The following is a 19913-nucleotide window of genomic DNA, read 5'->3' as shown; positions in this document are numbered from 1 at the left end:
TATCCCTTCGCTTCACCACCAAACTTGGTCGACAGCACCGTCGTGATCGCCGCCGTCAACGTCGTTTTGCCGTGGTCTACGTGACCAATCGTACCCACGTTCACGTGCGGCTTGGTACGCTCAAACTTGCCTTTTGCCATGGCTGACTCCTGGACCTTGTAGACTCTGCCCGCCTGAGTCTCCCGCCTGGGGAAACCGCTGCGAACCAGACTTGAAGTGAAGAATGAAGAACTACGAAAGAATTCGTGGTGCCCATGACGCGGATCGAACGCGTGACCTCTCCCTTACCAAGGGAGTGCTCTACCACTGAGCCACATGGGCATGTACTGCATAGCCCAGACAATTACCGCGCAATGCCGACTTTGCTGGAGCGGGTGAAGGGAATCGAACCCTCGTCGTAAGCTTGGAAGGCTTCTGCTCTACCATTGAGCTACACCCGCGGCATACCACCTAAGGCTTCCCTATTCCTGCACCAGTCGGCCATGCCTGGCACTTATCTGGCTTTCTCCGTGCATAAAAACCTGCAAGAACACAATGCCCTGCAGGTTTCTTGGTGGAGGAGGTTGGATTCGAACCAACGTAGGCGCAAGGCCAACAGATTTACAGTCTGCCCCCTTTAACCACTCGGGCACCCCTCCGCGGAGAATTTGAAATTATGGGTGACTTGATGACTCTTGTCAAATCGAGGAAGGGTATTCCCCCGATTAAGATCAATATTGTTCGAAGCAGCGCTGCCACGCTGCCGGGTCTTGACTGACGGACAGGGCCAGCATCAACAGGATTCGGGCTTTTTGAGGACTGAGTTCGCCCGCAGCGATGAAACGCATTGCGTCATCATCTATCTCGACACCCCGCCCCACCAGCCCGCGGCCCGTCCGGCTGCTGCGCACCACCGCCACGCCGGCCGCAGCGGCCCGCGCCAGCGCCGCCAGTGCATCGTCGGTGGCGTTGCCGTCGCCCACGCCCGCCAATACGATGCCTGCGGCATGGCCGGCCAAGGCGTCGACGAGAAGACCGTCCATGCCGGCGTGAGCATAAACGACGTCCACGCGTGGCCAGCCTGCGGCTTGCAGCGCGGATAGCGTGAATTCGCTGTCCAGAGAATGGCGCGTCGTGTTGCGTGAATAAAAGTGCGGCTCGCCGCCGTGCATAACGCCTGCCCTGCCTCGATTGGGCGAGTCAAAGGCGCAGATGCCCATGCTGGCGATCTTTTGTGCTTCACGCGCGTAATGGATGTCTTCGTTCATCACGACCAGCGCGCCGCGGCCGCGCGCCGCGTCGCTGGCGGCCAGCGCCACGGCGTTATATAGGTTGGCCGGGCCTTCCGCCCCCAGCGCCGTCGCCGGGCGCATGGCGCCCACCAGCACGAGCGGCTTGTCGGTATGCGCGATCAGGCTCAGAAAATACGCGGTTTCTTCGAGCGTATCGGTGCCATGCACCACGACAATGCCGTGTATGGCCTGGTCGTCGGCCAGCTCGGCAATGCGCCCCGCGAGCTTCGCCCATACGGCGTGACTCATGTTCTGGCTGCCGATGCTCGCGACCTGCTCGGCCTGTATCCGGGCCAGGCTGGTCAGACCGGGCACGGCATCGACCAGATTTCCGATCGGAAGAGCGCCCGACTTATAGCCCGCGGCATTGGCCTGGGCCTGGGCGCCTGCAATGGTGCCGCCCGTGGCGAGTAGCGCGATGCAGGGCAAATTTTGTTCAAGCATCGAGCGCTCCCGACAGGCCTTGGCGTTCAAGCAACGAGTTCAAGTGTTCCCAACCATGAAAATCGATAAGGATTTGGCCTTTTTCCTTGGCGCCGACCTTTAGCGTCACCCGCGTACCCAGATGATCGGACAAGGCCTCTTCGAGCCGCGTGACATCGCGCGAAGCGCTCCTGGTTTTTTTGCTCGTGGCAGCTTCGGCTTCTTTCTGGACCCGGGCAACGAGCTTTTCTGCTTCGCGCACCGACAGCCGCTTGGCCACGATCTGGTTGGCCAGCTGTATCTGCGTGGCCGCATCGACGGACAGCAACGAGCGCGCATGGCCCATATCGATATCGCCGGCCAGCAGCATGGTCTGCACGGGCGCGGCCAGATTGAGCAGGCGCAGCAGATTGCTGGTCGCCGAGCGCGAGCGACCGATGGATTGCGCGGCTTGCTCATGGGTCAGGCCGAACTCGTCCAGCAGACGTCGCACGCCCTGCGCTTCTTCCAGCGGATTGAGATCTTCGCGCTGGATGTTCTCGATCAGTGCGATGACGGCCGCGTTTTCGTCGGAGACCTCGCGCACCAGCACGGGTACTTCTTTCAAGCCCGCCAGTTGCGCCGCGCGGAAGCGCCGTTCGCCGGCGATGATCTCGTACTCGCCCGGCTCAGTGGCGCCCAAGGCACGGACCGTGATGGGCTGTATCACACCCTGTGCACGTATGGATTCGGCCAGTTCGGTCAACGAGCCCTCGTCCATGCGGGTGCGCGGCTGGTATTTGCCCGCGCGCAGCTTGCCGACGGGCAGCGTCGTCGGCGGGCCTTCTTTCTGGGGCACGGCCTTGCCCAGATTGTCGACGGCGGGCATGTCGGCGCCCAGCAATACATCCAGACCCCGGCCCAAGCCCTTGGGTTTTTTCGTCGCCATGTGATTCCTCTTTCTCGATATGCTTATTGGTCGCCCCGGCCTTCGGCCAGCGACATGTACCAGTATTGGTGATGATTCGTGAAGCCGTAGCGGGCATAGAGCGCGCGCGCAGGCTGGTTGCCCGTCTCGACCTGCAGGTACGCCTGCGTGGAGCCTTGCTTGTCGCCTTCTTGCAATTGCGCACGCAGCAGCTGCGCCGCGACGCCCTGCCGGCGATGCGCCGCATCGCAGACGACATCGAAGATGCCCATCAGCTTGCCGTCGAACACGCCGAGTGCGGCGCCGACGCAAACCTGATCGTCGTACGCCAACAGCATCTGCTTGGGCACCGCTACACTGGACAGGCGCAACGCATGCTCGGCAATGTGCTGGGCGTCGGCGCCCTTGATCCGGCCCACCTGTGCCGCGAACACCTGTTCGTCGACCGTGCGCAGTTGTCTGGCACCCCGCTCTTGCTGCGCGGCAATGTCGTTCGCTTGCCGCATGGACGCGGTCATGACCAGTGTATGCCCGAACGCCTCGAAGCCACGTGCTGCAAGATCGCTTTCCAGCATGACGTCGGGGCACGCGTCGGCAACCCGGAAAAGCAGGGGTAGATTATGCCGCTTGTAGATTCCGGCCACATAGTCCAGGCGTTCGTCCAAGGGCACCGAAGACGGCGCCAGGATATTGACGCTGCGAGCCCGCTTGGCCGCGGAATCGGCCCATCGGACCACCCATCCGTTGTAGAGCTGTTGCTCGGGCACGACCGTGGCGTTGAGCGACGCTTCTTCTATGCGGGCGATCTGTCCCGCGTCGGGCGAACTTTGACGCTCCCGCATTCAGGCACCGCTGCGCATGGCTTTCACGCGCTCGATCATTTCGGCGCCGAAGGCGATGTAAGCCTGTGCGCCGCGCGCGCTGCGATCGTAGATCACGCCTGGCATGCCATAGCTCGGCGCTTCGGCCAGGCGTACGTTGCGCGGTACGACAGTCTTGAACACCTTATCGCCGAAGTGGGACTCGAGCTGGGCCGAAACCTGCTGCTGCAATGTCATGCGCGGATCGAACATGACACGCAGCAGGCCGATGAGCTGCAGCTCGTCGTTGATATTGCGATGCACACGCTTGATGGTGTTGACTAGATCGGACAGGCCCTCCAGCGCGAAGTATTCGCACTGCATGGGAATGATCACGCCATGGGCGGCCACTAGGCCGTTGAGCGTGAGCAGCGACAGCGTGGGCGGGCAATCGATGAGGATGAAATCGTATTGATCGGCAACTTGGGAAATGGCTCCTTTAAGCTGCCGCTCGCGCTCTTCCATATCTACCAGATCGATCTCGGCACCGGCCAGGTCGCGATTGGCAGGCAATACATCGTATCCGCCCACTTCGGAATGCACCCGTGCCTCGGCGATGGTCATCTCGCGGATCAACACTTGATACAGCGTACCCTTGAGTGTGCTCTTGTCGATGCCGCTGCCCATGGTGGCATTGCCCTGCGGATCCAGGTCGACCAGCAGCACCCGCTGTCCTTGCGTGGCCAGGCCTGCGGCCAGATTGATGGCGGTCGTCGTCTTGCCGACGCCACCCTTCTGATTGGCAATACAGAAGACTTGTGCGATCGGCTGGATCTGGGACACGGAGGCAGTCATGGAATTCCTGTCGGGGTTGCTGCGTAGCGGGGATTTGCTTTTGAGTGTTCAGATTTGCTTGGTGCGATGCATCCACACCAGGCAACGTTGCGCGTCGAGGTCAGGTACCCGCAACGTTTCGATGCGCCGCACTTGCCAGACGCCTTGCGTGTGCAAGGCGGCGATCTCGTCTTCCGGTGTCTTGCCTTTCATGGCGAGCAAAGCGCCCTGCTCGCATACGTGCGAACCCGCCAAGTTAGCAAAGTCCAGCAGCGATGCAAAGGCGCGAGAAATGACGATGTCGCAGCCGGATGGCGGCAAGGCTTCGACGCGTGCATGACAGGCCTGCAAATTGGGCAGACCCAGCGCACCGCTCATCTGGCGCACGAAAGCCATTTTTTTATCCACGGCATCGACGCATTGCACCTGCCAGACTTCATGCAGAATCGCCAGCACCACGCCCGGCAATCCTCCGCCGGAGCCCACGTCCATGATGCGCAGCGGGCGCGCGGCGGCTTGCGCTTCGATCGGTCGAACTGCGGCCAGACTGTCGAATACGTGGTGCACCAGCATCTGATCGGCATCGCGCATCGCCGTGAGATTGTAGGTGCGATTCCAGCGCTGCATTTGCTCGACATAGCGCAGCAGCTTGTCGCGCTGCGCCTGCGTCGTCTGCAGATCGAGCCGCTGACAAGCCTGCATCAGCCGACGATCGAAGTCGCCGGATATCGGGGTGCTCTGCATCATGCCGCCTGTTTGCGAGCGCCGTAGTGCCGCCGCTTCAGGTGGATGAGCAGGAGCGAGATCGCCGCGGGAGTGACGCCGGAAATGCGGCCCGCCTGCCCTATGGTTTCCGGTTTGTGAATCTTGAGCTTTTGGCGCACTTCGAACGACAGGCTGGTGACTGCGTCGTAATCGATGTCTGCCGGGATAGGCTGCTGTTCATGTTCGGTATGCTTGCGCACCTCGTCTTGCTGACGCGTAATGTAGCCGGCATATTTGGTCTGGATTTCGATCTGCTCGGCCAAGGTATCGTCGTGAATCAGACCGGGACCCGCCAACAGACTGCCGTCGGCCTGTTTGGCCGTCATCAGATTGGCATAGCTGACATTGGGACGCTTGAGCAAGTCTGATAGTGAATACTCACGCTCAATCGCCTTGCCCAACAAAGGCTCGGCCGTCTCGACCGGCATCAGGCGTGGATTGACCCAGGTAGATTTGAGTCGTTCCAACTCTTGCGTGATGGCATCGCGCTTGCGGCTGAATGCATCCCAGCGAGCGTCATCGACCAGGCCCAGCTTGCGGCCGATTTCGGTCAACCGCAGATCGGCATTGTCTTCGCGCAAGCTCAGGCGATATTCGGCGCGCGAAGTAAACATACGATAGGGTTCGGTGACACCGCGCGTGACCAGGTCATCGACCAGCACACCCAGATATGCTTCGTCACGGCGTGGCGTCCAGCTTTCTTTGCCTTGCGCCTGAAGGGCTGCATTTATTCCGGCCAACAGCCCCTGAGCCGCGGCTTCTTCGTAGCCGGTCGTCCCGTTGATCTGGCCAGCGAAAAATAGGCCTGAGATAGCCTTGGTCTCCAGGGTGGACTTTAGCCCACGAGGGTCGAAGTAGTCGTACTCGATCGCGTAGCCGGGGCGCAAGATGTGAGCGTGCTCCAGGCCGGGCAGGGAATGGATCAAGTCCAGTTGGACATCGAACGGCAAACTGGTAGACACCCCGTTGGGGTAGATCTCATGCGTATCCAGCCCTTCTGGTTCGAGAAAAACCTGATGCGATTCCTTATCGGCGAAGCGATGAATCTTGTCTTCGATAGACGGGCAATATCGCGGGCCCACACCTTCGATCACTCCGCTATACATAGGCGAACGATCCAGTCCGCCACGAATAATGTCGTGAGTGCGGCTATTGGTATGGGTAATCCAACAAGGCAGTTGCCGCGGATGCATAGCAGCACTACCCATGAAAGAGAATACCGGAACAGGGTTCATGTCCCCCGGCTGCTCTTCCAGAATGCTGTAGTTGATGGTCCGACCATCTATGCGCGGCGGCGTTCCCGTTTTCAGCCGACCTTGAGGTAGTTTGAGTTCCTTGAGCCGCGCACCCAAAGAGATAGCGGGCGGATCCCCTGCACGGCCACCCGAGTAGTTCTGCAGCCCGACATGGATCAGTCCATTAAGGAAGGTCCCGGCAGTTAGCACTACGGTGTGCGCCCAGAATTTGAGTCCTATCTGCGTCACTGCGCCGACGACCTTATCGCCTTCGACCATCAAATCATCGACAGCCTGTTGGAACAGCCCGAGATTGGGTTGATTTTCGAGACGTCCGCGTATGGCCTTTCGATACAGTACGCGATCTGCCTGAGCACGGGTTGCCCGTACGGCCGGACCTTTGGAGCTATTGAGTATGCGAAATTGAATTCCTGCCTCATCGGTGGCGATACCCATGGCTCCCCCGAGGGCGTCCACCTCTTTAACTAAATGTCCCTTGCCGATGCCACCAATCGAAGGATTGCAGGACATCTGCCCCAGCGTCTCGATATTGTGGGTAAGCAGAAGCGTCGTCGCGCCAGCGCGCGCAGAAGCCAAGGCAGCCTCTGTACCTGCATGACCGCCACCAACGACAATCACATCAAATTTGCGTGGGAAATCCATAATGGGTAAAGGTGAAAGAGCATCAGTTTTCATTATAGAGGTTGAGGAGATTGCTGTTTCACGTGAAACACTGAAATTCCCATCGAAGACACTGTTTCACGTGAAACAACGCCGCATTCACCGCAACTAGCCAACCCTATCCACAGCCTGAACCCATCTACAGCATGGATGTAATCGACGATCTACTCAAAGCAACACGCGCTGAGGATATCTTTGTGAATAACTCTCCGACTTATGCTGCACCGCACCGAAATCCTGAGATGCTCGAATCATTTCCCCCGGGAAAGGCACCGGCACATTGCGATCTGCCGCGCAATCGCGAGTGTGAACAAGTGCCCCGATCACAGCTTTCATATTGGAATTTCCACAAGATTCCCTACCCTCCTGCGCGAAGTTATCCCAACTTATCCCAAGCTATACACGACTTATCCACAAGATTTTCCTTGCCACGAAAGTGACAACGCCCCAAGACCATAAGGCCTTGGGGCGTTGCAGCCAGACGACGCTGGCAAGCAGGAACGGGATTCCTGCGATCAGAGCGGCTTGATTTCAGCCGCCTGGGGTCCTTTCGGACCATCCTTGACTTCGAACTCGACTTCCTGGCCTTCGTTCAGGCTGCGATAGCCGCGACCCTGAATAGCCGAAAAGTGTGCGAAGACTTCCGGACCACCGCCGTCGGGGGTAATAAACCCATAACCTTTATCGGCGTTGAACCACTTGACTTTACCTTTTGCCATTTTCCTATAGCGCCCTTGATGGATAAAACAAAATACGCAAATGAATCAAGGACGCCAAAACCAGTACACCAAACGGACTTGCGCACTTCTTGAGTCAACTGCAAAAGTGAGCATACTCAGCCGCCAAGCATGGGACACTAGATACTTTCCCTAGGTCATTTTCAATATATCGCCAAGGCGGAACCAAATAACCCAGCACCTCGGACTCGCGACTTATCATCACAGGCTAAGTCCCCTATTCCCAAAGTACGTTAAAACTTCATGCTGCAATCGAAACTTCCCGATGTCGGTACGACCATATTCACCATCATGAGCCGTCTGGCTCAGGAACACCAGGCAATCAATCTCGGTCAGGGTTTTCCGGACTTTGACCCGGACCCCGCCCTTTGTCAGCTGGTGTCCAAAGCCATGGCCGAAGGCCATAACCAGTACCCATACATGACAGGCGTGCCTCCCCTACGCCATGCCATCGCGCACAAAGTCCGGACGCTCTATGGACGGACCTACGACCCCGACTCCGAAATCACGGTAACCAGCGGTGCAACCGAGGCGCTGATGGCCGCCGTACTGGCCTGTGTCGGCAACGGTGATGAAGTCGTGGTTATCGAACCCTGCTACGACTCTTACCTACCGGCCATCCGCCTGGCGGGCGGCATTCCGGTAACCGTTCCATTGCGGGCCCCCACCCAGGAAGATCCCAGCTTTCGCGTGGACTGGCAGCAAGTTCGCGACGCCATCACACCCCGCACTCGACTGATCATGATGAATTTTCCCCATAATCCTACGGGGATCATTCTGCAAGACAGCGATCTGGATGCTTTGGAAAATATCGTCCGCGACACCGGCGTGCTGCTCTTGTCCGACGAGCCCTATGAACACATTGTGTTCGATGGGCAACACCATCGCAGCGTGGCTACCCGTGCACTATTGTCGGACCATGCCTTCGTAATCTCGTCGTTCGGCAAGACCTATCACGCCACGGGATGGAAGGTCGGCTATTGTTGCGCTCCCAAAATCATGAGCGCCGAGTTGCGCAAAATCCATCAATTCATCGTATTTACTGTTTCTTCGCCCATGCAGTTTGCGTTGGCGGAGTACATGCGCGATCCCACGCCTTACCTGGAGCTGTCTCATTTCTATCAGATCCGGCGCGACCGCCTCGCCCAGGGGCTGACCGGCAGCCGATTCAAGGTACTGCCAAGCCCTGGTACGTTTTTCCTGATGGCGGATTACCGCGAAATTTCAGACGAAAACGAGGCCGAATTTTCCCGCTGGCTGACCGTAACGCACGGCGTCACAGTCATTCCCGTATCGGCTTTCTATCGCGAGCCGGACGCGCCTCAATCGAATCACCAGCTCGTGCGTTTCTGCTTCGCCAAGAAAGAAAGTACGCTGGACGCGGCGATAGAAAAACTACAGCGGGTCTAGGCAGCGATATCTTCGAACCGCACGACACGGTTACGTCCGGCCATTTTGGCGCCGTACATCGCCTTGTCAGCGCTACCGACCAGCGAACTAGCATCGCTATCGCTTCCGGGCATCCATACTGCCACGCCGATGCTGATGGTGATGTGACCATAACGACTACCCGCATGGTCGTCGCCTAGATCGCCGACCACCATGCGGACTCTCTCCGCCATGCGCTCTCCGGGTCGATATCCGGAAACACGACAACAAAATCTTCACCACCATATCGGACCGGATATCCCGAGGGCCGACGCGCAGTGTCCGAAATGACACCAGCGACCGCCATCAACGCCTTGTGGCCCGCTCGGTGGCCATAGGTGTCGTGGTATGCCTTGAACCAATCGATATCCATGAACAGCAGAGAGAACACGCTTTGCGCAGTGTCACTCCCGGCTCAGGATGTCATCGAGGGCATAGCGATTGTCCACCCTCGTCATGCCGTCTGCTTTCGCCAATAAGGCGACGCGTTCGCTCCTACACGCGTGCGCCGCTTCAGCGCCTCTTTCCCTGCCCTGAAACAGGACACATGCGCGGATGTGGCCATCAACCGCGCAAGAACTCCGACGGCGACACTTATCGCGAAGGTGGATGCTATCAGAGATTTCAGTCGGTATGGCATCGTCGCCCACCCGGTTTACGTCGGCATATCAGCAGGACCTACGCGTAACGAACACTTCAGATGAATCTTCCAAGCCGTTCGTTTGATGATGATCAAACCTGATTGACGCGCGATGGGCTGGCGACTCTATCTTTTATCCTATGTTTTCTTTATATCTATTTGGTGGTGGTGGTGAGTGTCTGTGGACAACTCCATCAACTAAAAAAACCATAAATATTTCAATAGCTTACGCGCAAATTTGCCTGTGTAGCGAGGGGTTTTTTCAGCAAGGTCAAAGTTGAACAACATTTTGGCGAGCCTGAAAAACGGACGCTTGTTCAACTTGGGTCCACATGCTGTGCACAGCTGCGCACCATAGACCTTATCCCTAGTTATCCACAAGTATGGCAGCGGCGGCGCGTCATAAGGACGCGGGTCGACAACGGGCGACGATCCTGACATGCTGACGACATTGCCCGTTCCGGGCGCCGTCTATCCTTGTCGTCATGAAACCCGAATTGCTGGTGCTTGTTCCCGTAAAAGATGAATACCGGGAGATGATAGCCAGACACTTCGACATTCATCATGTTCCCTGTGTGCGCGACCAGACGCCTGAGCGGTTGGCCGAATATGCCGATGTCCGGGCGGTATTGACGAACGGCACTGTCGGTTGCCGCGCAGAGCTGTTGGAAGTTCTACCCAAGGTGGAATTGATCTGTGCTTTGGGCGCAGGCTATGAAAACATCGATCTGACCGCTGCACGCAGGCGGGGTATTGCTGTGGGCAATGGCGCCGGCACCAACGACAGCTGCGTGGCCGATCATGCCATGGGCCTGTTGTTGGCCGCCGTGCGCGGTCTAGTTTTTCTCGATGCTCATACACGCGCCGGTGGCTGGCGAGATGCCTTGCCGGCTCCGCCTAATTTTTCGGGCAAACGCCTGGGTATTCTGGGTATGGGAACCATAGGGCGCAAAATTGCCCGGCGCGCGCTGGGATTCGAATTGGAAATCGGCTATCACAATCGCCGCCGCATCGAGGACGAACCTTATGCCTATTTCGACAGCGCTCAAGCTCTGGCTGCCTGGTCGGACTATTTGGTCGTAGTGACGCCGGGCGGTGCGGCGACTCATCATCTGGTCGATGCCGACGTGCTCAAGGCGTTGGGGCCTGGGGGGTTCGTCGTCAATGTGGCGCGCGGCAGCGTGGTGGATACGGCGGCTTTGGCAACTGCGCTCGAGCAAGGGGGGATCGCCGGCGCCGGGCTCGACGTCTACGAGGGCGAACCGGAGCTGCCCGAGGCGTTGAGGAATCTGCATAACGTGGTGCTGACGCCGCACCTGGCAGGAACCTCTCCCGAGGCAGCGCAAGCGTCGTATCAAAGATTCGTCGACAACGCGACGAGGCACTTCTCCGGACAAGCGCTGGTGTCTGCCGTTCCGCTTTGACGCGGATATTGCACACGCTTCGGTTCGGCCCGAAGCTTTGCCTCCGAGGCAATCACTACTATGGCGTCATGAAAACGCGCCGAAACCCCGCCTCCATCATTACCACGACCATTGCGGCCAGCTTCGGTTTTGGCATCATTCAGCTCGATGTGACCATCGTCAATGTCGCGCTGCCCACGATAGCGCAAGAACTGGGCACTGCCGTCGACGGCCTGCAGTGGGTCGTCGACGCCTATGCCCTGATATTTGCCGCCTTGCTGTTGAGCGGAGGATATATCGGTGACCGCTGGGGGGCCAAGCGATCCTATATTGGCGGCATTGTCGTATTTGCGCTGGCGTCGCTGGTGTGCGGTTTCTCTTCCGATGTTTCTTTGCTGGTTGCCGGGCGCATGCTGCAAGGCCTGGGAGCCGCGGTGATGTTGCCTTGCTCGCTCGCGCTCATCAATCACGCCGCCTCGACCCAGCCCGAGCGCCGTGCCATGGCCGTGGCCTGGTGGACGGCAGTGGGTGGGATCACCGTTGCCGCGGGACCTATCCTGGGCGGCCTTTTGATCGGCGTGACGAGCTGGCGCAGCATATTCCTGGTCAACTTGCCCATCTGCGTCATTGCGGTATTGCTGACGCTACGATGCGAAGAAACGCCACGACCGCCGATCCGGAGAGGTTTCGACGTGGTTGGCCAGTTGCTCGGCATCATTGCGCTGAGCGCCATCATCGGCGCGGTGATCGAAGCCAAGCCCCTGGGCTTTGAAAACCCGTTTGTAGGGGCATGCGCGTTGACCGGTGTCGCTGCCGCCATTGCATTTGTGCGCTGGGAGGCGCGGATGCAGGCGCCGATGCTGCCACTGTCTTTGTTCAAGTCGCGGATTTTCTGCGGTGCTGTTGGATTCGGTTCACTCGCCAATTTCACCTATTACGGTGCCGTTTTCGTCCTGAGTCTCTATCTGCAACGCGTGCTGGGTTATACGCCGGCGCTGTCGGGAATTGCATTCTTGCCGCTTACTGCAACGTTTCTGTTCGTCAATATCATCAGCGGCTGGTGGGTCGGGCGCGTCGGATCGCGCGCTCCCATGACGATCGGCGCCCTGATCGACGCCGTCGGATTTTTACTGCTGACGTTGGTTGCGACGGCGACGACGCCCTACTGGCAGCTGGCCGTCGCTTTCGTCATGATTCCGGGCGGCATGGGGCTGGGCGTGCCCGCGATGACCACGGCAGTACTGGCCAATGTCGAACGCGCGCGTTCCGGTGTTGCCGCAGCAGTGCTCAATGCCGCGCGGCAAGCCGCCGGCGCGATCGGCGTGGCGCTCTTCGGGGCGCTGGCGGGTGACGAACCGAACCACATCGTCACAGGATTGAAAGCGTCGACGACGATCGGGGCGGCATCGATGGTCGTGGCTGCGGCGATCGCGGCCGCCACGATAACAAGCAGGAAGACCTCGAATCTTTGATTTCAAAGAGATCGAAAAAAGCGGCAGCTGGCTGTTGGAGTCGACTACGAAACGCGCGCCCGAGCTGCCTATGCATAGGCAGGAGAAAGTCCGGGCCGGACTACATCTTCACCGAATCGGCGAGGTCTTCACATTGAGGCGTGGTTTTGATGGATGCCGCCGTGCTCGTGTTTGCAAAACCGGCGCCGGTGCAGACGTCGTTCGAGACCTTGCGGGCGCATTCCCTGACGATGCTGTCGGGTTTTGATTGAGCGGCGAGCGCATCGTTGACCCGCGTCATGCAGTCTTGCACTTCGTCGACGATGAGACCCATGGCTTTTTTATCGTTGTTGGCCTGAGCCTGCGCCACGATCGAGTTGGCGGCAGCGATGGTCATGCTCCATAAGTCGTCGATTGATTCCTCTGCTGCTGCCGGCATCGCGGCCAGCGCAAGCGCTGAAATCAGGGTGATGCCGCAGAGATTGCGCATGGTCAGAGAGCGCCGGACTTTTAATGGCATGGGTTATAGGCCGCAGGGCTGAAAGGATTGCATCATCTTTGGCTGGATTTTGTCGGGCGTCAAGCCGCGATATGAAAATAAGAACATTGGCCGAATAACTTGATGATTCTTTAAAGAATCGGACATGAAAATTTGCAATGCCGTTTTGTGATCCTCTCCGCGCGCCATCGGATCATTTGCCGATGCAGAAGCTGGAAAAAATTTCGCCGAGCAGGTCATCGCTGGTGAATTTGCCGGTTATTGCGGTCAGGCTTTCATGGGCCAGCCGCAGTTCCTCGGCAAAAAGATCCAGTACGCGATCATTCTGCGAAGCATGTTGCGCGGCAAAATCCAGGTGCTCCGCGGCGGCCTGCAGCGCATGCAGATGCCGCTCGCGCGCGAGCCAGGGCGATTCGGCACCCGGGTTCCAGCCGGCCAGCCGCAGCAGCTCGGCGCGCAGCTCGGCCAGGCCCGTGCCGGCATGGGCCGAGATGCCCAGGGCACCCGCATCGGCATGACCGCCGGCGTGCGCGGCAAAAGGCGCGGGCAGCAAATCGACCTTGTTGTAGACGACCAGAACCGGCGTGCGGGCCGGCAGCCGCGCGGTGATCTCCGTATCGAGCGCGTCGCCGGGGCGCGTGGCGTCCTGCAAATGCAAAATGACATCGGCCCGTTCGATTTCTTTCCAGGTGCGGGCAATGCCCAGGCTTTCGACGGCGTCGTCGGTGTCGCGCAGGCCGGCGGTATCGACGATGTGCAGCGGCACGCCATCGATGTGGATTTCCTGCACGACCTTGTCGCGCGTGGTGCCGGCGATGGGTGTGACGATGGCCACTTCGTCGCCCGCCAGCGCGTTGAGCAGGCTGGACTTGCCTACGTTGGGCTGGCCGGCCAGCACCACGTGAAGACCTTCGCGCAGAATGACGCCCTGGCGGGCCTGCCTGATGAGCGCGTCGAGATCGGCCGCCAGCGCATCGAGTGTCGGACGGGCCTGGTATTTTTCGAGGAAGTCGATTTCTTCCTCGGGAAAATCGAGCGTGGCTTCGACCAGCATGCGCAGGTGCACGATACGGTCGGCCAGGGTGTTGACCCGGGTTGAGAACTCGCCGGACAACGAGGCCATGGCGCCGCGCGCCGCAGCGTCCGACGACGCATCGATGAGATCGGCTACGGCCTCGGCCTGGGCCAGGTCCATGCGGTCGTTCAGGAACGCGCGATGGGTGAACTCGCCGGGTTCGGCCAGGCGCAGGCCGTCATCGCGGCCGGCCTCCACGCAGCGCGCCAGCAGGCGCCTCAGCACGGCGGGGCCGCCGTGGCCTTGCAGTTCGAGCACGTCTTCGCCCGTGTAGGAGTGAGGCCCAGGAAAAAAAAGCGCGATGCCCCGATCCAGCACTTCGCCGTCGGCGGCGGTAAACGGCAGGTAGTGGGCATGGCGCGGGATGAGCACGCGGCCGAAAAGACGCAGTACCAACGGGGCCAGATTGCCGCCCGAGACGCGCACCACGCCTATTCCTCCGCGGCCCGGAGCGGTGGCAATGGCGGCGATGGGGATGGATGCGGGCATGATGGCGTGAAAAGAAGCAATGAAGAAATATAACGTGCCCAAGCCGAAATACCGGCGCGCGCGGCAAATTGCCCCGGATTGGCGGCAAGGGGGCATGCATGACTATGATGTAGGACAGCAGTGCGTTGCCAGACAGGAAATTTTATGAAGACCCTAGACGAAATCGAACGCGCGCGCGGCGAGCTCATCGCAATTCGGCGCGACATCCATGCCAACCCCGAGTTGGCTTTCGAAGAAACCCGCACCGCTCAATTGGTGGCCGATCGCTTGCGGGCGTGGGGGCTGGAAGTACATACCGGGCTAGGCAAGACGGGCGTGGTCGGCGTACTGCGCGGCACGGGCGCAGCATCGCAAAAGGCCCTGGGCTTGCGCGCCGACATGGATGCGCTGCCCATGCCCGAACTCAACCGCTTTGCCCACGCCTCGACCTTCAGCGGCCGCATGCATGGCTGCGGCCACGACGGTCATACCACCATGCTGCTCGGCGCAGCGCAGTACCTGGCCAAGCATCGCGAATTGTTCGGCGGCACGGTGAATTTCATTTTTCAACCGGCCGAGGAAGGCGGTCACGCCGGCGCGCGGGTCATGATCGAAGAGGGTCTCTTCGAGAAATTTCCCTGCGACGCGATTTTCGGCATTCACAACATGCCGGGTCAACCGACCAATAAATTCTGCTTTCGCGCGGGCCCTCTCATGGCGTCCAGCAATCGCTGGGACATCGTCATCCGCGGCGTGGGCGGACATGCCGCGATGCCGAATCGGGGCATCGACCCCATTGTGATCTCGGCCGAGGTGGTGCAGGCCCTGCAATCGGTCATTTCGCGCAGGCGCGACCCGCTCGACCCGGCCGTACTGTCGATCACGCAGATTCACGCAGGGGATGCGTACAACGTGATTCCCAACGAAGTCGTGTTGCGTGGCACGGTGCGCACGTTCACGACCCAGACGCTGGATCAGATCGAGAGCGACATGCAGCGCATCGTGACGTCATTGCCGCAGGTCTACGGCGCGACGGGCGAATTGACGTTCTTTCGCGCATATCCGGCGGTGGTCAATCACACTAAAGAAACGGCGTTCGCCGCGCAGGTGGCGCGTGAGGCTTTCGGCGCCGAGAACGTCGATGAGAACACGACGCAGCTGATGGCCGCGGAAGATTTCTCTTTCTATCTGCAAAAGATCCCCGGCGCCTACCTGTTTCTGGGCAACGGCGAGGGCGACCATCGCGAAGGCAGCTATCACGGCATGGGGCCGTGCCAGCTGCACAACTCCAACTACGACTTCAACGACGCCCTGCTGCCGGTGGGGGCGACGTATTGGGTGAAGCTGGTCGAGGCCTTTTTTAAGGCCTGACCAGCGCTGCGATCAAGCCAGATCGAAGCGATCCAGATTCATCACCTTCACCCAGGCCGAAACGAAGTCGTCGATGAACTTCTGCGCGGCGTCCGCGCTGGCATAAACCTCAGCCAGCGCGCGCAGGATCGCGTTCGAGCCGAACACCAGGTCGACACGCGTTCCCGTCCACTTTACGGCGCCCGTCGTGCGGTCACGGCCTTCGAAGAGGTCTCCGGCGGGCTGCCACTGCGTGCCCATGTCGAGCAGGTTGACGAAGAAATCATTGGTCAACGCGCCCGGCTTGTCGGTGAAGACCCCGTGCTTGCCGCCATCGGCATTGATGTTGATGGCGCGCAGGCCCCCGATGAGCACGGTCAGCTCCGGCGCGGTCAGCGTCAGCAGCTGGGCCTTGTCGATAAGCAGGGCTTCGGCCGGCACGCTGCTCTTGCCCCTGAGGTAGTTGCGGAAACCATCGGCGATCGGTTCGAGCACGTTGAAAGAAACCGCGTCGGTTTGCTCCGCCGACGCGTCTACCCGGCCCGCGGCGAAAGGTACCGAAACGGCAACGCCTGCGGCCCTGGCTGCCATTTCGATCCCTACTCCGCCCGCCAGCACAATCACGTCGGCCAGCGATGCCTTGCCGGATGCCTTCTGGATTTCTTCAAGCCTGGCCAGCGTCGCGAGAACGGGCTTGTTCACGGCCCAGTCTTTCTGCGGCGCCAGACGGATGCGCGCGCGGTGGGCGCCGCCGCGCTTGTCCGAGCCGCGGAAGGTCGATGCCGAGGCCCAGGCCGTAGCGACCAATGCCGATGCCGACAAGCCGGATGCCGCAATCTTGGCTTTGAGATCGGCGATGTCCGCCGCGCCGGGATGATGCGTGGCGCGGGGCAAGGGATCTTGCCAGATCAGATCTTCTTTGGGTACCTCGGGGCCGAGGTAGCGGGCCTTGGGGCCCATGTCGCGATGGGTCAGCTTGAACCACGCGCGGGCGAAGGCGTCGGCGAAAGCCTGGGGATTGTTCAGGAAGCGGCGCGAGATTTTCTCGTAGGCCGGATCCATGCGCAGCGACAGATCGGTGGTGAGCATGGTGGGCTTGCGTTTGGGCGAGTCGGGCGCGGGGCCCGGGATGACGGCCTCGGCGTCTTTGGCTTTCCACTGAATCGCGCCTGCGGGCGATTTGGTCTTGACCCATTCGTACTTGAACAGGAGTTCGAAGAAATCGTTGCTCCACTGTGCCGGGGATTTGGTCCAGGTGACCTCCAGGCCGCTGGTGATCGCGTCGCTTCCCTTGCCCGATCGATAGCTGCTGGCCCAGCCCAGGCCCTGCGCCTCCAGCGGCGCAGCTTCGGGCTCGGGGCCTACGTGCGTAGCGGGGCCCGCGCCGTGCGTCTTGCCGAAAGTATGGCCGCCGGCGATGAGCGCCACGGTTTCTTCGTCATCCATGGCCATGCGGGCGAAGGTCTCGCGAATGTCGTGCGCGGCCGAGAGCGGATCGCCATTGGCGTCCGGGCCTTCGGGGTTGACGTAGATCAGGCCCATCTGCACCGCGGCGAGCGGGTTTTCCAGATCGCGCTTGCCGGAATAGCGGCTGTGCGGATTGTTGGTGCCGGCGAGCCATTCGGTCTCGGCGCCCCAGTAGACGTCGTTGTCGGGCTCCCAGGTGTCTTCGCGGCCGGCGCCGAAGCCGAAGGTGCGAAAGCCCATCGTTTCCAGCGCGACGTTGCCGGTGAGCATGAAAAGGTCAGCCCAGGAGATCTTTTGACCGTACTTTTTCTTGACGGGCCACAAGAGGCGCCGCGCCTTGTCGAGATTGACGTTGTCGGGCCAGGAATTCAGCGGCGCAAAGCGCTGTTGGCCGCGGCCCGCACCGCCGCGGCCGTCGCCGGTGCGATAGGTTCCCGCGCCGTGCCAGGCCATGCGGATGAAGAACGGGCCGTAGTGACCGAAGTCGGCGGGCCACCATTCCTGCGAATCGGTCATCAGCTTGCGCAGGTCGGCCTTGAGTGCATCGTAGTCGAGCGTCTTGAACGCTTGGGCGTAGTTGAATTGCTCGCCCAGCGGGTCGGTCTTGTTCGAGTGCTGGCCGAGCAGATCGACGCGCAGCCGCTGGGGCCACCAGTCGCTATTGGTCGTGCCGCCACCCGCTGTGTGGTGAAAGGGACATTTAGCAGTATTGTCGGTCATCGCTTGCTCCATTCGTGAAGCCGGGCACAGGCCTGCGGCAGGGAAAGACACAACCATGATAGGAGCGATGGATGACCAGGAGAAATTGATTTACTTCATGGCGGCATATTAGAAAATCTAAATCGTGCGCAAATGATCCGACGTATTTGACTAACGCCCTTGTGTTGGGCGGGCAAAAAAAATCGGGCCGACCCGCCGAGGTCGGCCCGATTTTTCGGGAGAGCTGCCGCGTGGGCGTCAGCTATTGGCCGCGTTCGATGCCCGCTTGGCCAGGCCGCGCGTGATGGTCCACTGCTGCAGGATGGACAGCGTGTTGTTCACGCAGTAGTAGATGGCCAGGCCCGCCGGGGCGAAGAACATCACGGCGCCGAACACCAGGGGCATGAACATCATGACCTTGGCCTGCATGGGATCCGGCGGCTTGGGGTTGAACTTGAGCTGCAGGAACATGGTGCCCATCATTACCGCAGGCAAGATGTAGAAGGGGTCGGGCACGGACAGGTCATGAACCCAGAGAATCCAAGGAGCGCCGCGCATTTCCACGCTGCTCAGCAGCACCCAGTACAGCGCGAAGAAGACCGGGATCTGAATCACCATGGGCAGACAGCCGCCCAGCGGGTTGATCTTCTCGGTGCGGTACATCTCCATCATGGCCGCATTGAGCTTGGCGCGGTCGTCGCCGTAGCGTTCCTTGAGCAGCTGCATGCGCGGCGCCACGGACTTCATGCGGGCCATGGACTTGTAGCTGGCGGCTGTCAGGGGGAAGAACACGGCCTTGATCAGCACGGTCAGGGCGACGATGGTCCAGCCCCAGTTGCCGATCAGCGTGTGCAGCCAGGTCATCAACTTGAAAAGCGGCTTGGCCACGATGGTGACCCAGCCGTAGTCGACCACCAGGTCCAGGCCGGGGGCGGCGGCGGACATGGCCTTCTGGTCTTGCGGACCGACCCACAGGTGCGCGTCGACGCTGGCCGTGGAGTTCGGGGCGATCTGACCGACCGGTTCGACGGTGCGGATCGCGTACAGGTTGGGCTGCACCTGCAGCACGTCGATGGCGCGCTGCTGGCCTTGAGGCGGAATCCAGGCGGTGGCGAAGTAATGCTGCACCACGCCGATCCAGCCATTGTCGGCCTTTTTGGTGTAGTCGGCCTTGTTCTTTTCGATGTCCGAGAAGGCGATCTTCTGGAACTTGCCCTGCTCGGAGTACATCGCCATGCCGGTAAACGTGTGATAGAAGCGCGTGGTGCCCACCGGGTCGTTACCGTCGCGCTCGAGCTGCAGATACAGCGAAGGCGTGAGCGGCGCAGTGCCCGTGTTGGTCAGGTCGTTACGCACGTCGATGTCGTAGCTGCCGCGATGCAGGATGTAGGTCTTGGTGACTTTCAGGCCACCCGACTCCGCTTCGAAGGTGATGGGCAGTTTGTCTCCGGTGAGATCGAGCTGGGTGGAGACCAGGTGGAACGGCGTCAGATGCGTGGGGAACCCCGGCGCATTGGCCGGCGCGCCCACCACGCCCGTCTGCGCCACGTAGGTGGACGCGGGCGAGCGATCGAACAGTACCGTGGGCTGGCCATCGGTGGGGTATTTGAGCACTTCGGCATGTACCAGCTGCGCACCGGTCGTGTCGAAAGTCAGGCGCAGCACGTCGGTAGTGACCACGATTCGGGCCGATGGGGCCGAGCTGTCGGCTGCGGTAGCCGTGGCCGTCGTGGCAGGCACATTGCCGGCCTGTGCGGCGCCGGCCGAGGCGCTGGGGACG

General features: G+C 60.4%; 16 protein-coding genes, 3 tRNA genes and 1 pseudogene. 4 read left to right on the top strand and 16 right to left on the bottom strand.

Annotated features, from left to right (window positions below):
• From ACTHJ1_RS00605 to ACTHJ1_RS00555, 11 genes are all read right to left on the bottom strand, one after another.
• Nucleotides 1-140 (bottom strand): GTP-binding protein (locus ACTHJ1_RS00605; RefSeq protein ID WP_238874694.1); only part of this gene is annotated, 140 nt, incomplete at its 3' end.
• Between the two features lie 106 nt (nucleotides 141-246).
• A tRNA-Thr gene (locus ACTHJ1_RS00600) sits at nucleotides 247-321 on the bottom strand.
• A 45-nt stretch (nucleotides 322-366) separates the two neighbouring features.
• A tRNA-Gly gene (locus tag ACTHJ1_RS00595) sits at nucleotides 367-440 on the bottom strand.
• 111 nt (nucleotides 441-551) lie between these two features.
• Nucleotides 552-638, bottom strand: a tRNA-Tyr gene (locus ACTHJ1_RS00590).
• 72 nt (nucleotides 639-710) lie between these two features.
• Entirely contained in the window at nucleotides 711-1715 is a 1005-nt protein-coding gene (locus ACTHJ1_RS00585; protein WP_440186352.1) for an asparaginase, read from the bottom strand.
• Nucleotides 1708-2622: a ParB/RepB/Spo0J family partition protein gene (locus tag ACTHJ1_RS00580; RefSeq protein ID WP_440186350.1), complete on the bottom strand. Its 915-nt coding sequence runs from the start codon at nucleotides 2620-2622 to the stop codon at nucleotides 1708-1710. The genes ACTHJ1_RS00585 and ACTHJ1_RS00580 overlap by 8 nt, the downstream gene beginning before the upstream one ends.
• A 23-nt stretch (nucleotides 2623-2645) precedes the next feature.
• On the bottom strand, nucleotides 2646-3443 hold the full coding sequence (locus tag ACTHJ1_RS00575; protein WP_440186348.1) for a GNAT family N-acetyltransferase: 798 nt from the start codon (nucleotides 3441-3443) through the stop codon (nucleotides 2646-2648).
• Complete coding sequence (locus ACTHJ1_RS00570) at nucleotides 3444-4256, bottom strand: ParA family protein (protein WP_440186346.1); 813 nt, start codon at nucleotides 4254-4256, stop codon at nucleotides 3444-3446.
• 48 nt (nucleotides 4257-4304) lie between these two features.
• Nucleotides 4305-4979 carry a 16S rRNA (guanine(527)-N(7))-methyltransferase RsmG gene (gene rsmG / locus ACTHJ1_RS00565; protein ID WP_440186356.1) on the bottom strand — a complete coding sequence of 225 codons (675 nt, stop codon included), beginning with the start codon at nucleotides 4977-4979 and terminating at the stop codon, nucleotides 4305-4307.
• A complete protein-coding gene (gene mnmG / locus ACTHJ1_RS00560) occupies nucleotides 4979-6898 on the bottom strand; it encodes a tRNA uridine-5-carboxymethylaminomethyl(34) synthesis enzyme MnmG (protein ID WP_440186354.1) in 1920 nt (639 codons plus the stop codon). The genes rsmG and mnmG overlap by 1 nt, the downstream gene beginning before the upstream one ends.
• A gap of 533 nt (nucleotides 6899-7431) precedes the next feature.
• The gene (locus tag ACTHJ1_RS00555) at nucleotides 7432-7635 is read right to left on the bottom strand and encodes a cold-shock protein (protein WP_019937424.1); all 204 of its coding nucleotides are present in this window, start codon (nucleotides 7633-7635) and stop codon (nucleotides 7432-7434) included.
• A gap of 261 nt (nucleotides 7636-7896) precedes the next feature.
• On the opposite strand from ACTHJ1_RS00555, the gene ACTHJ1_RS00550 reads away from it, so the two are divergent.
• Nucleotides 7897-9063, top strand: coding sequence for a pyridoxal phosphate-dependent aminotransferase (locus tag ACTHJ1_RS00550; protein ID WP_440186344.1), 1167 nt, complete (start codon nucleotides 7897-7899; stop codon nucleotides 9061-9063).
• On the opposite strand, the pseudogene ACTHJ1_RS00545 reads toward ACTHJ1_RS00550, so the two are convergent.
• A pseudogene (locus tag ACTHJ1_RS00545) lies at nucleotides 9060-9454 on the bottom strand (GGDEF domain-containing protein). The gene ACTHJ1_RS00550 and the pseudogene ACTHJ1_RS00545 overlap by 4 nt on opposite strands.
• A 752-nt stretch (nucleotides 9455-10206) precedes the next feature.
• On the opposite strand from ACTHJ1_RS00545, the gene ACTHJ1_RS00540 reads away from it, so the two are divergent.
• The gene (locus tag ACTHJ1_RS00540) at nucleotides 10207-11145 is read left to right on the top strand and encodes a 2-hydroxyacid dehydrogenase (protein ID WP_440186342.1); all 939 of its coding nucleotides are present in this window, start codon (nucleotides 10207-10209) and stop codon (nucleotides 11143-11145) included.
• 68 nt (nucleotides 11146-11213) lie between these two features.
• On the top strand, nucleotides 11214-12596 hold the full coding sequence (locus tag ACTHJ1_RS00535; protein ID WP_440186340.1) for an MFS transporter: 1383 nt from the start codon (nucleotides 11214-11216) through the stop codon (nucleotides 12594-12596).
• Between the two features lie 100 nt (nucleotides 12597-12696).
• Here the strand turns inward: ACTHJ1_RS00535 and ACTHJ1_RS00530 are convergent, their stop codons facing one another.
• Together ACTHJ1_RS00530 and mnmE are read right to left on the bottom strand one after the other, a co-directional pair.
• A complete protein-coding gene (locus tag ACTHJ1_RS00530; RefSeq protein WP_440186338.1) occupies nucleotides 12697-13065 on the bottom strand; it encodes a hypothetical protein in 369 nt (122 codons plus the stop codon).
• Between the two features lie 202 nt (nucleotides 13066-13267).
• A complete protein-coding gene (gene mnmE / locus ACTHJ1_RS00525; RefSeq protein WP_440186336.1) occupies nucleotides 13268-14638 on the bottom strand; it encodes a tRNA uridine-5-carboxymethylaminomethyl(34) synthesis GTPase MnmE in 1371 nt (456 codons plus the stop codon).
• A 144-nt stretch (nucleotides 14639-14782) separates the two neighbouring features.
• Here mnmE and ACTHJ1_RS00520 point away from each other — a divergent pair, with 144 nt between their 5' ends.
• The gene (locus ACTHJ1_RS00520) at nucleotides 14783-15988 is read left to right on the top strand and encodes a M20 aminoacylase family protein (RefSeq protein WP_440186334.1); all 1206 of its coding nucleotides are present in this window, start codon (nucleotides 14783-14785) and stop codon (nucleotides 15986-15988) included.
• Nucleotides 15989-16000: 12 nt separating this feature from the next.
• Here the strand turns inward: ACTHJ1_RS00520 and katG are convergent, their stop codons facing one another.
• The gene (katG, locus tag ACTHJ1_RS00515) at nucleotides 16001-18154 is read right to left on the bottom strand and encodes a catalase/peroxidase HPI (protein ID WP_440186332.1); all 2154 of its coding nucleotides are present in this window, start codon (nucleotides 18152-18154) and stop codon (nucleotides 16001-16003) included.
• Nucleotides 18155-18391: 237 nt separating this feature from the next.
• On the bottom strand, nucleotides 18392-19913 hold a 1522-nt coding region (gene yidC, locus ACTHJ1_RS00510), incomplete at its 5' end, for a membrane protein insertase YidC (RefSeq protein WP_440186330.1).

Source organism: Bordetella sp., from assembly GCF_051960075.1.
In the GTDB taxonomy this organism is placed as follows: domain Bacteria; phylum Pseudomonadota; class Gammaproteobacteria; order Burkholderiales; family Burkholderiaceae_B; genus Bordetella.
Note: the sequence above shows the minus strand (reverse complement) of the source record. Positions and strands in the feature narration are given on the sequence as shown.

Coding starts and splice junctions, on each gene's coding strand:
- ACTHJ1_RS00585 (WP_440186352.1), bottom strand. CDS start 1,715: ATGCTTGAACAAAATTTGCCCTGCATCGCGCTACTCGCCACGGGCGGC.
- ACTHJ1_RS00580 (WP_440186350.1), bottom strand. CDS start 2,622: ATGGCGACGAAAAAACCCAAGGGCTTGGGCCGGGGTCTGGATGTATTG.
- ACTHJ1_RS00575 (WP_440186348.1), bottom strand. CDS start 3,443: ATGCGGGAGCGTCAAAGTTCGCCCGACGCGGGACAGATCGCCCGCATA.
- ACTHJ1_RS00570 (WP_440186346.1), bottom strand. CDS start 4,256: ATGACTGCCTCCGTGTCCCAGATCCAGCCGATCGCACAAGTCTTCTGT.
- rsmG (WP_440186356.1), bottom strand. CDS start 4,979: ATGCAGAGCACCCCGATATCCGGCGACTTCGATCGTCGGCTGATGCAG.
- mnmG (WP_440186354.1), bottom strand. CDS start 6,898: ATGGATTTCCCACGCAAATTTGATGTGATTGTCGTTGGTGGCGGTCAT.
- ACTHJ1_RS00555 (WP_019937424.1), bottom strand. CDS start 7,635: ATGGCAAAAGGTAAAGTCAAGTGGTTCAACGCCGATAAAGGTTATGGG.
- ACTHJ1_RS00550 (WP_440186344.1), top strand. CDS start 7,897: ATGCTGCAATCGAAACTTCCCGATGTCGGTACGACCATATTCACCATC.
- ACTHJ1_RS00540 (WP_440186342.1), top strand. CDS start 10,207: ATGAAACCCGAATTGCTGGTGCTTGTTCCCGTAAAAGATGAATACCGG.
- ACTHJ1_RS00535 (WP_440186340.1), top strand. CDS start 11,214: ATGAAAACGCGCCGAAACCCCGCCTCCATCATTACCACGACCATTGCG.
- ACTHJ1_RS00530 (WP_440186338.1), bottom strand. CDS start 13,065: ATGCGCAATCTCTGCGGCATCACCCTGATTTCAGCGCTTGCGCTGGCC.
- mnmE (WP_440186336.1), bottom strand. CDS start 14,638: ATGCCCGCATCCATCCCCATCGCCGCCATTGCCACCGCTCCGGGCCGC.
- ACTHJ1_RS00520 (WP_440186334.1), top strand. CDS start 14,783: ATGAAGACCCTAGACGAAATCGAACGCGCGCGCGGCGAGCTCATCGCA.
- katG (WP_440186332.1), bottom strand. CDS start 18,154: ATGACCGACAATACTGCTAAATGTCCCTTTCACCACACAGCGGGTGGC.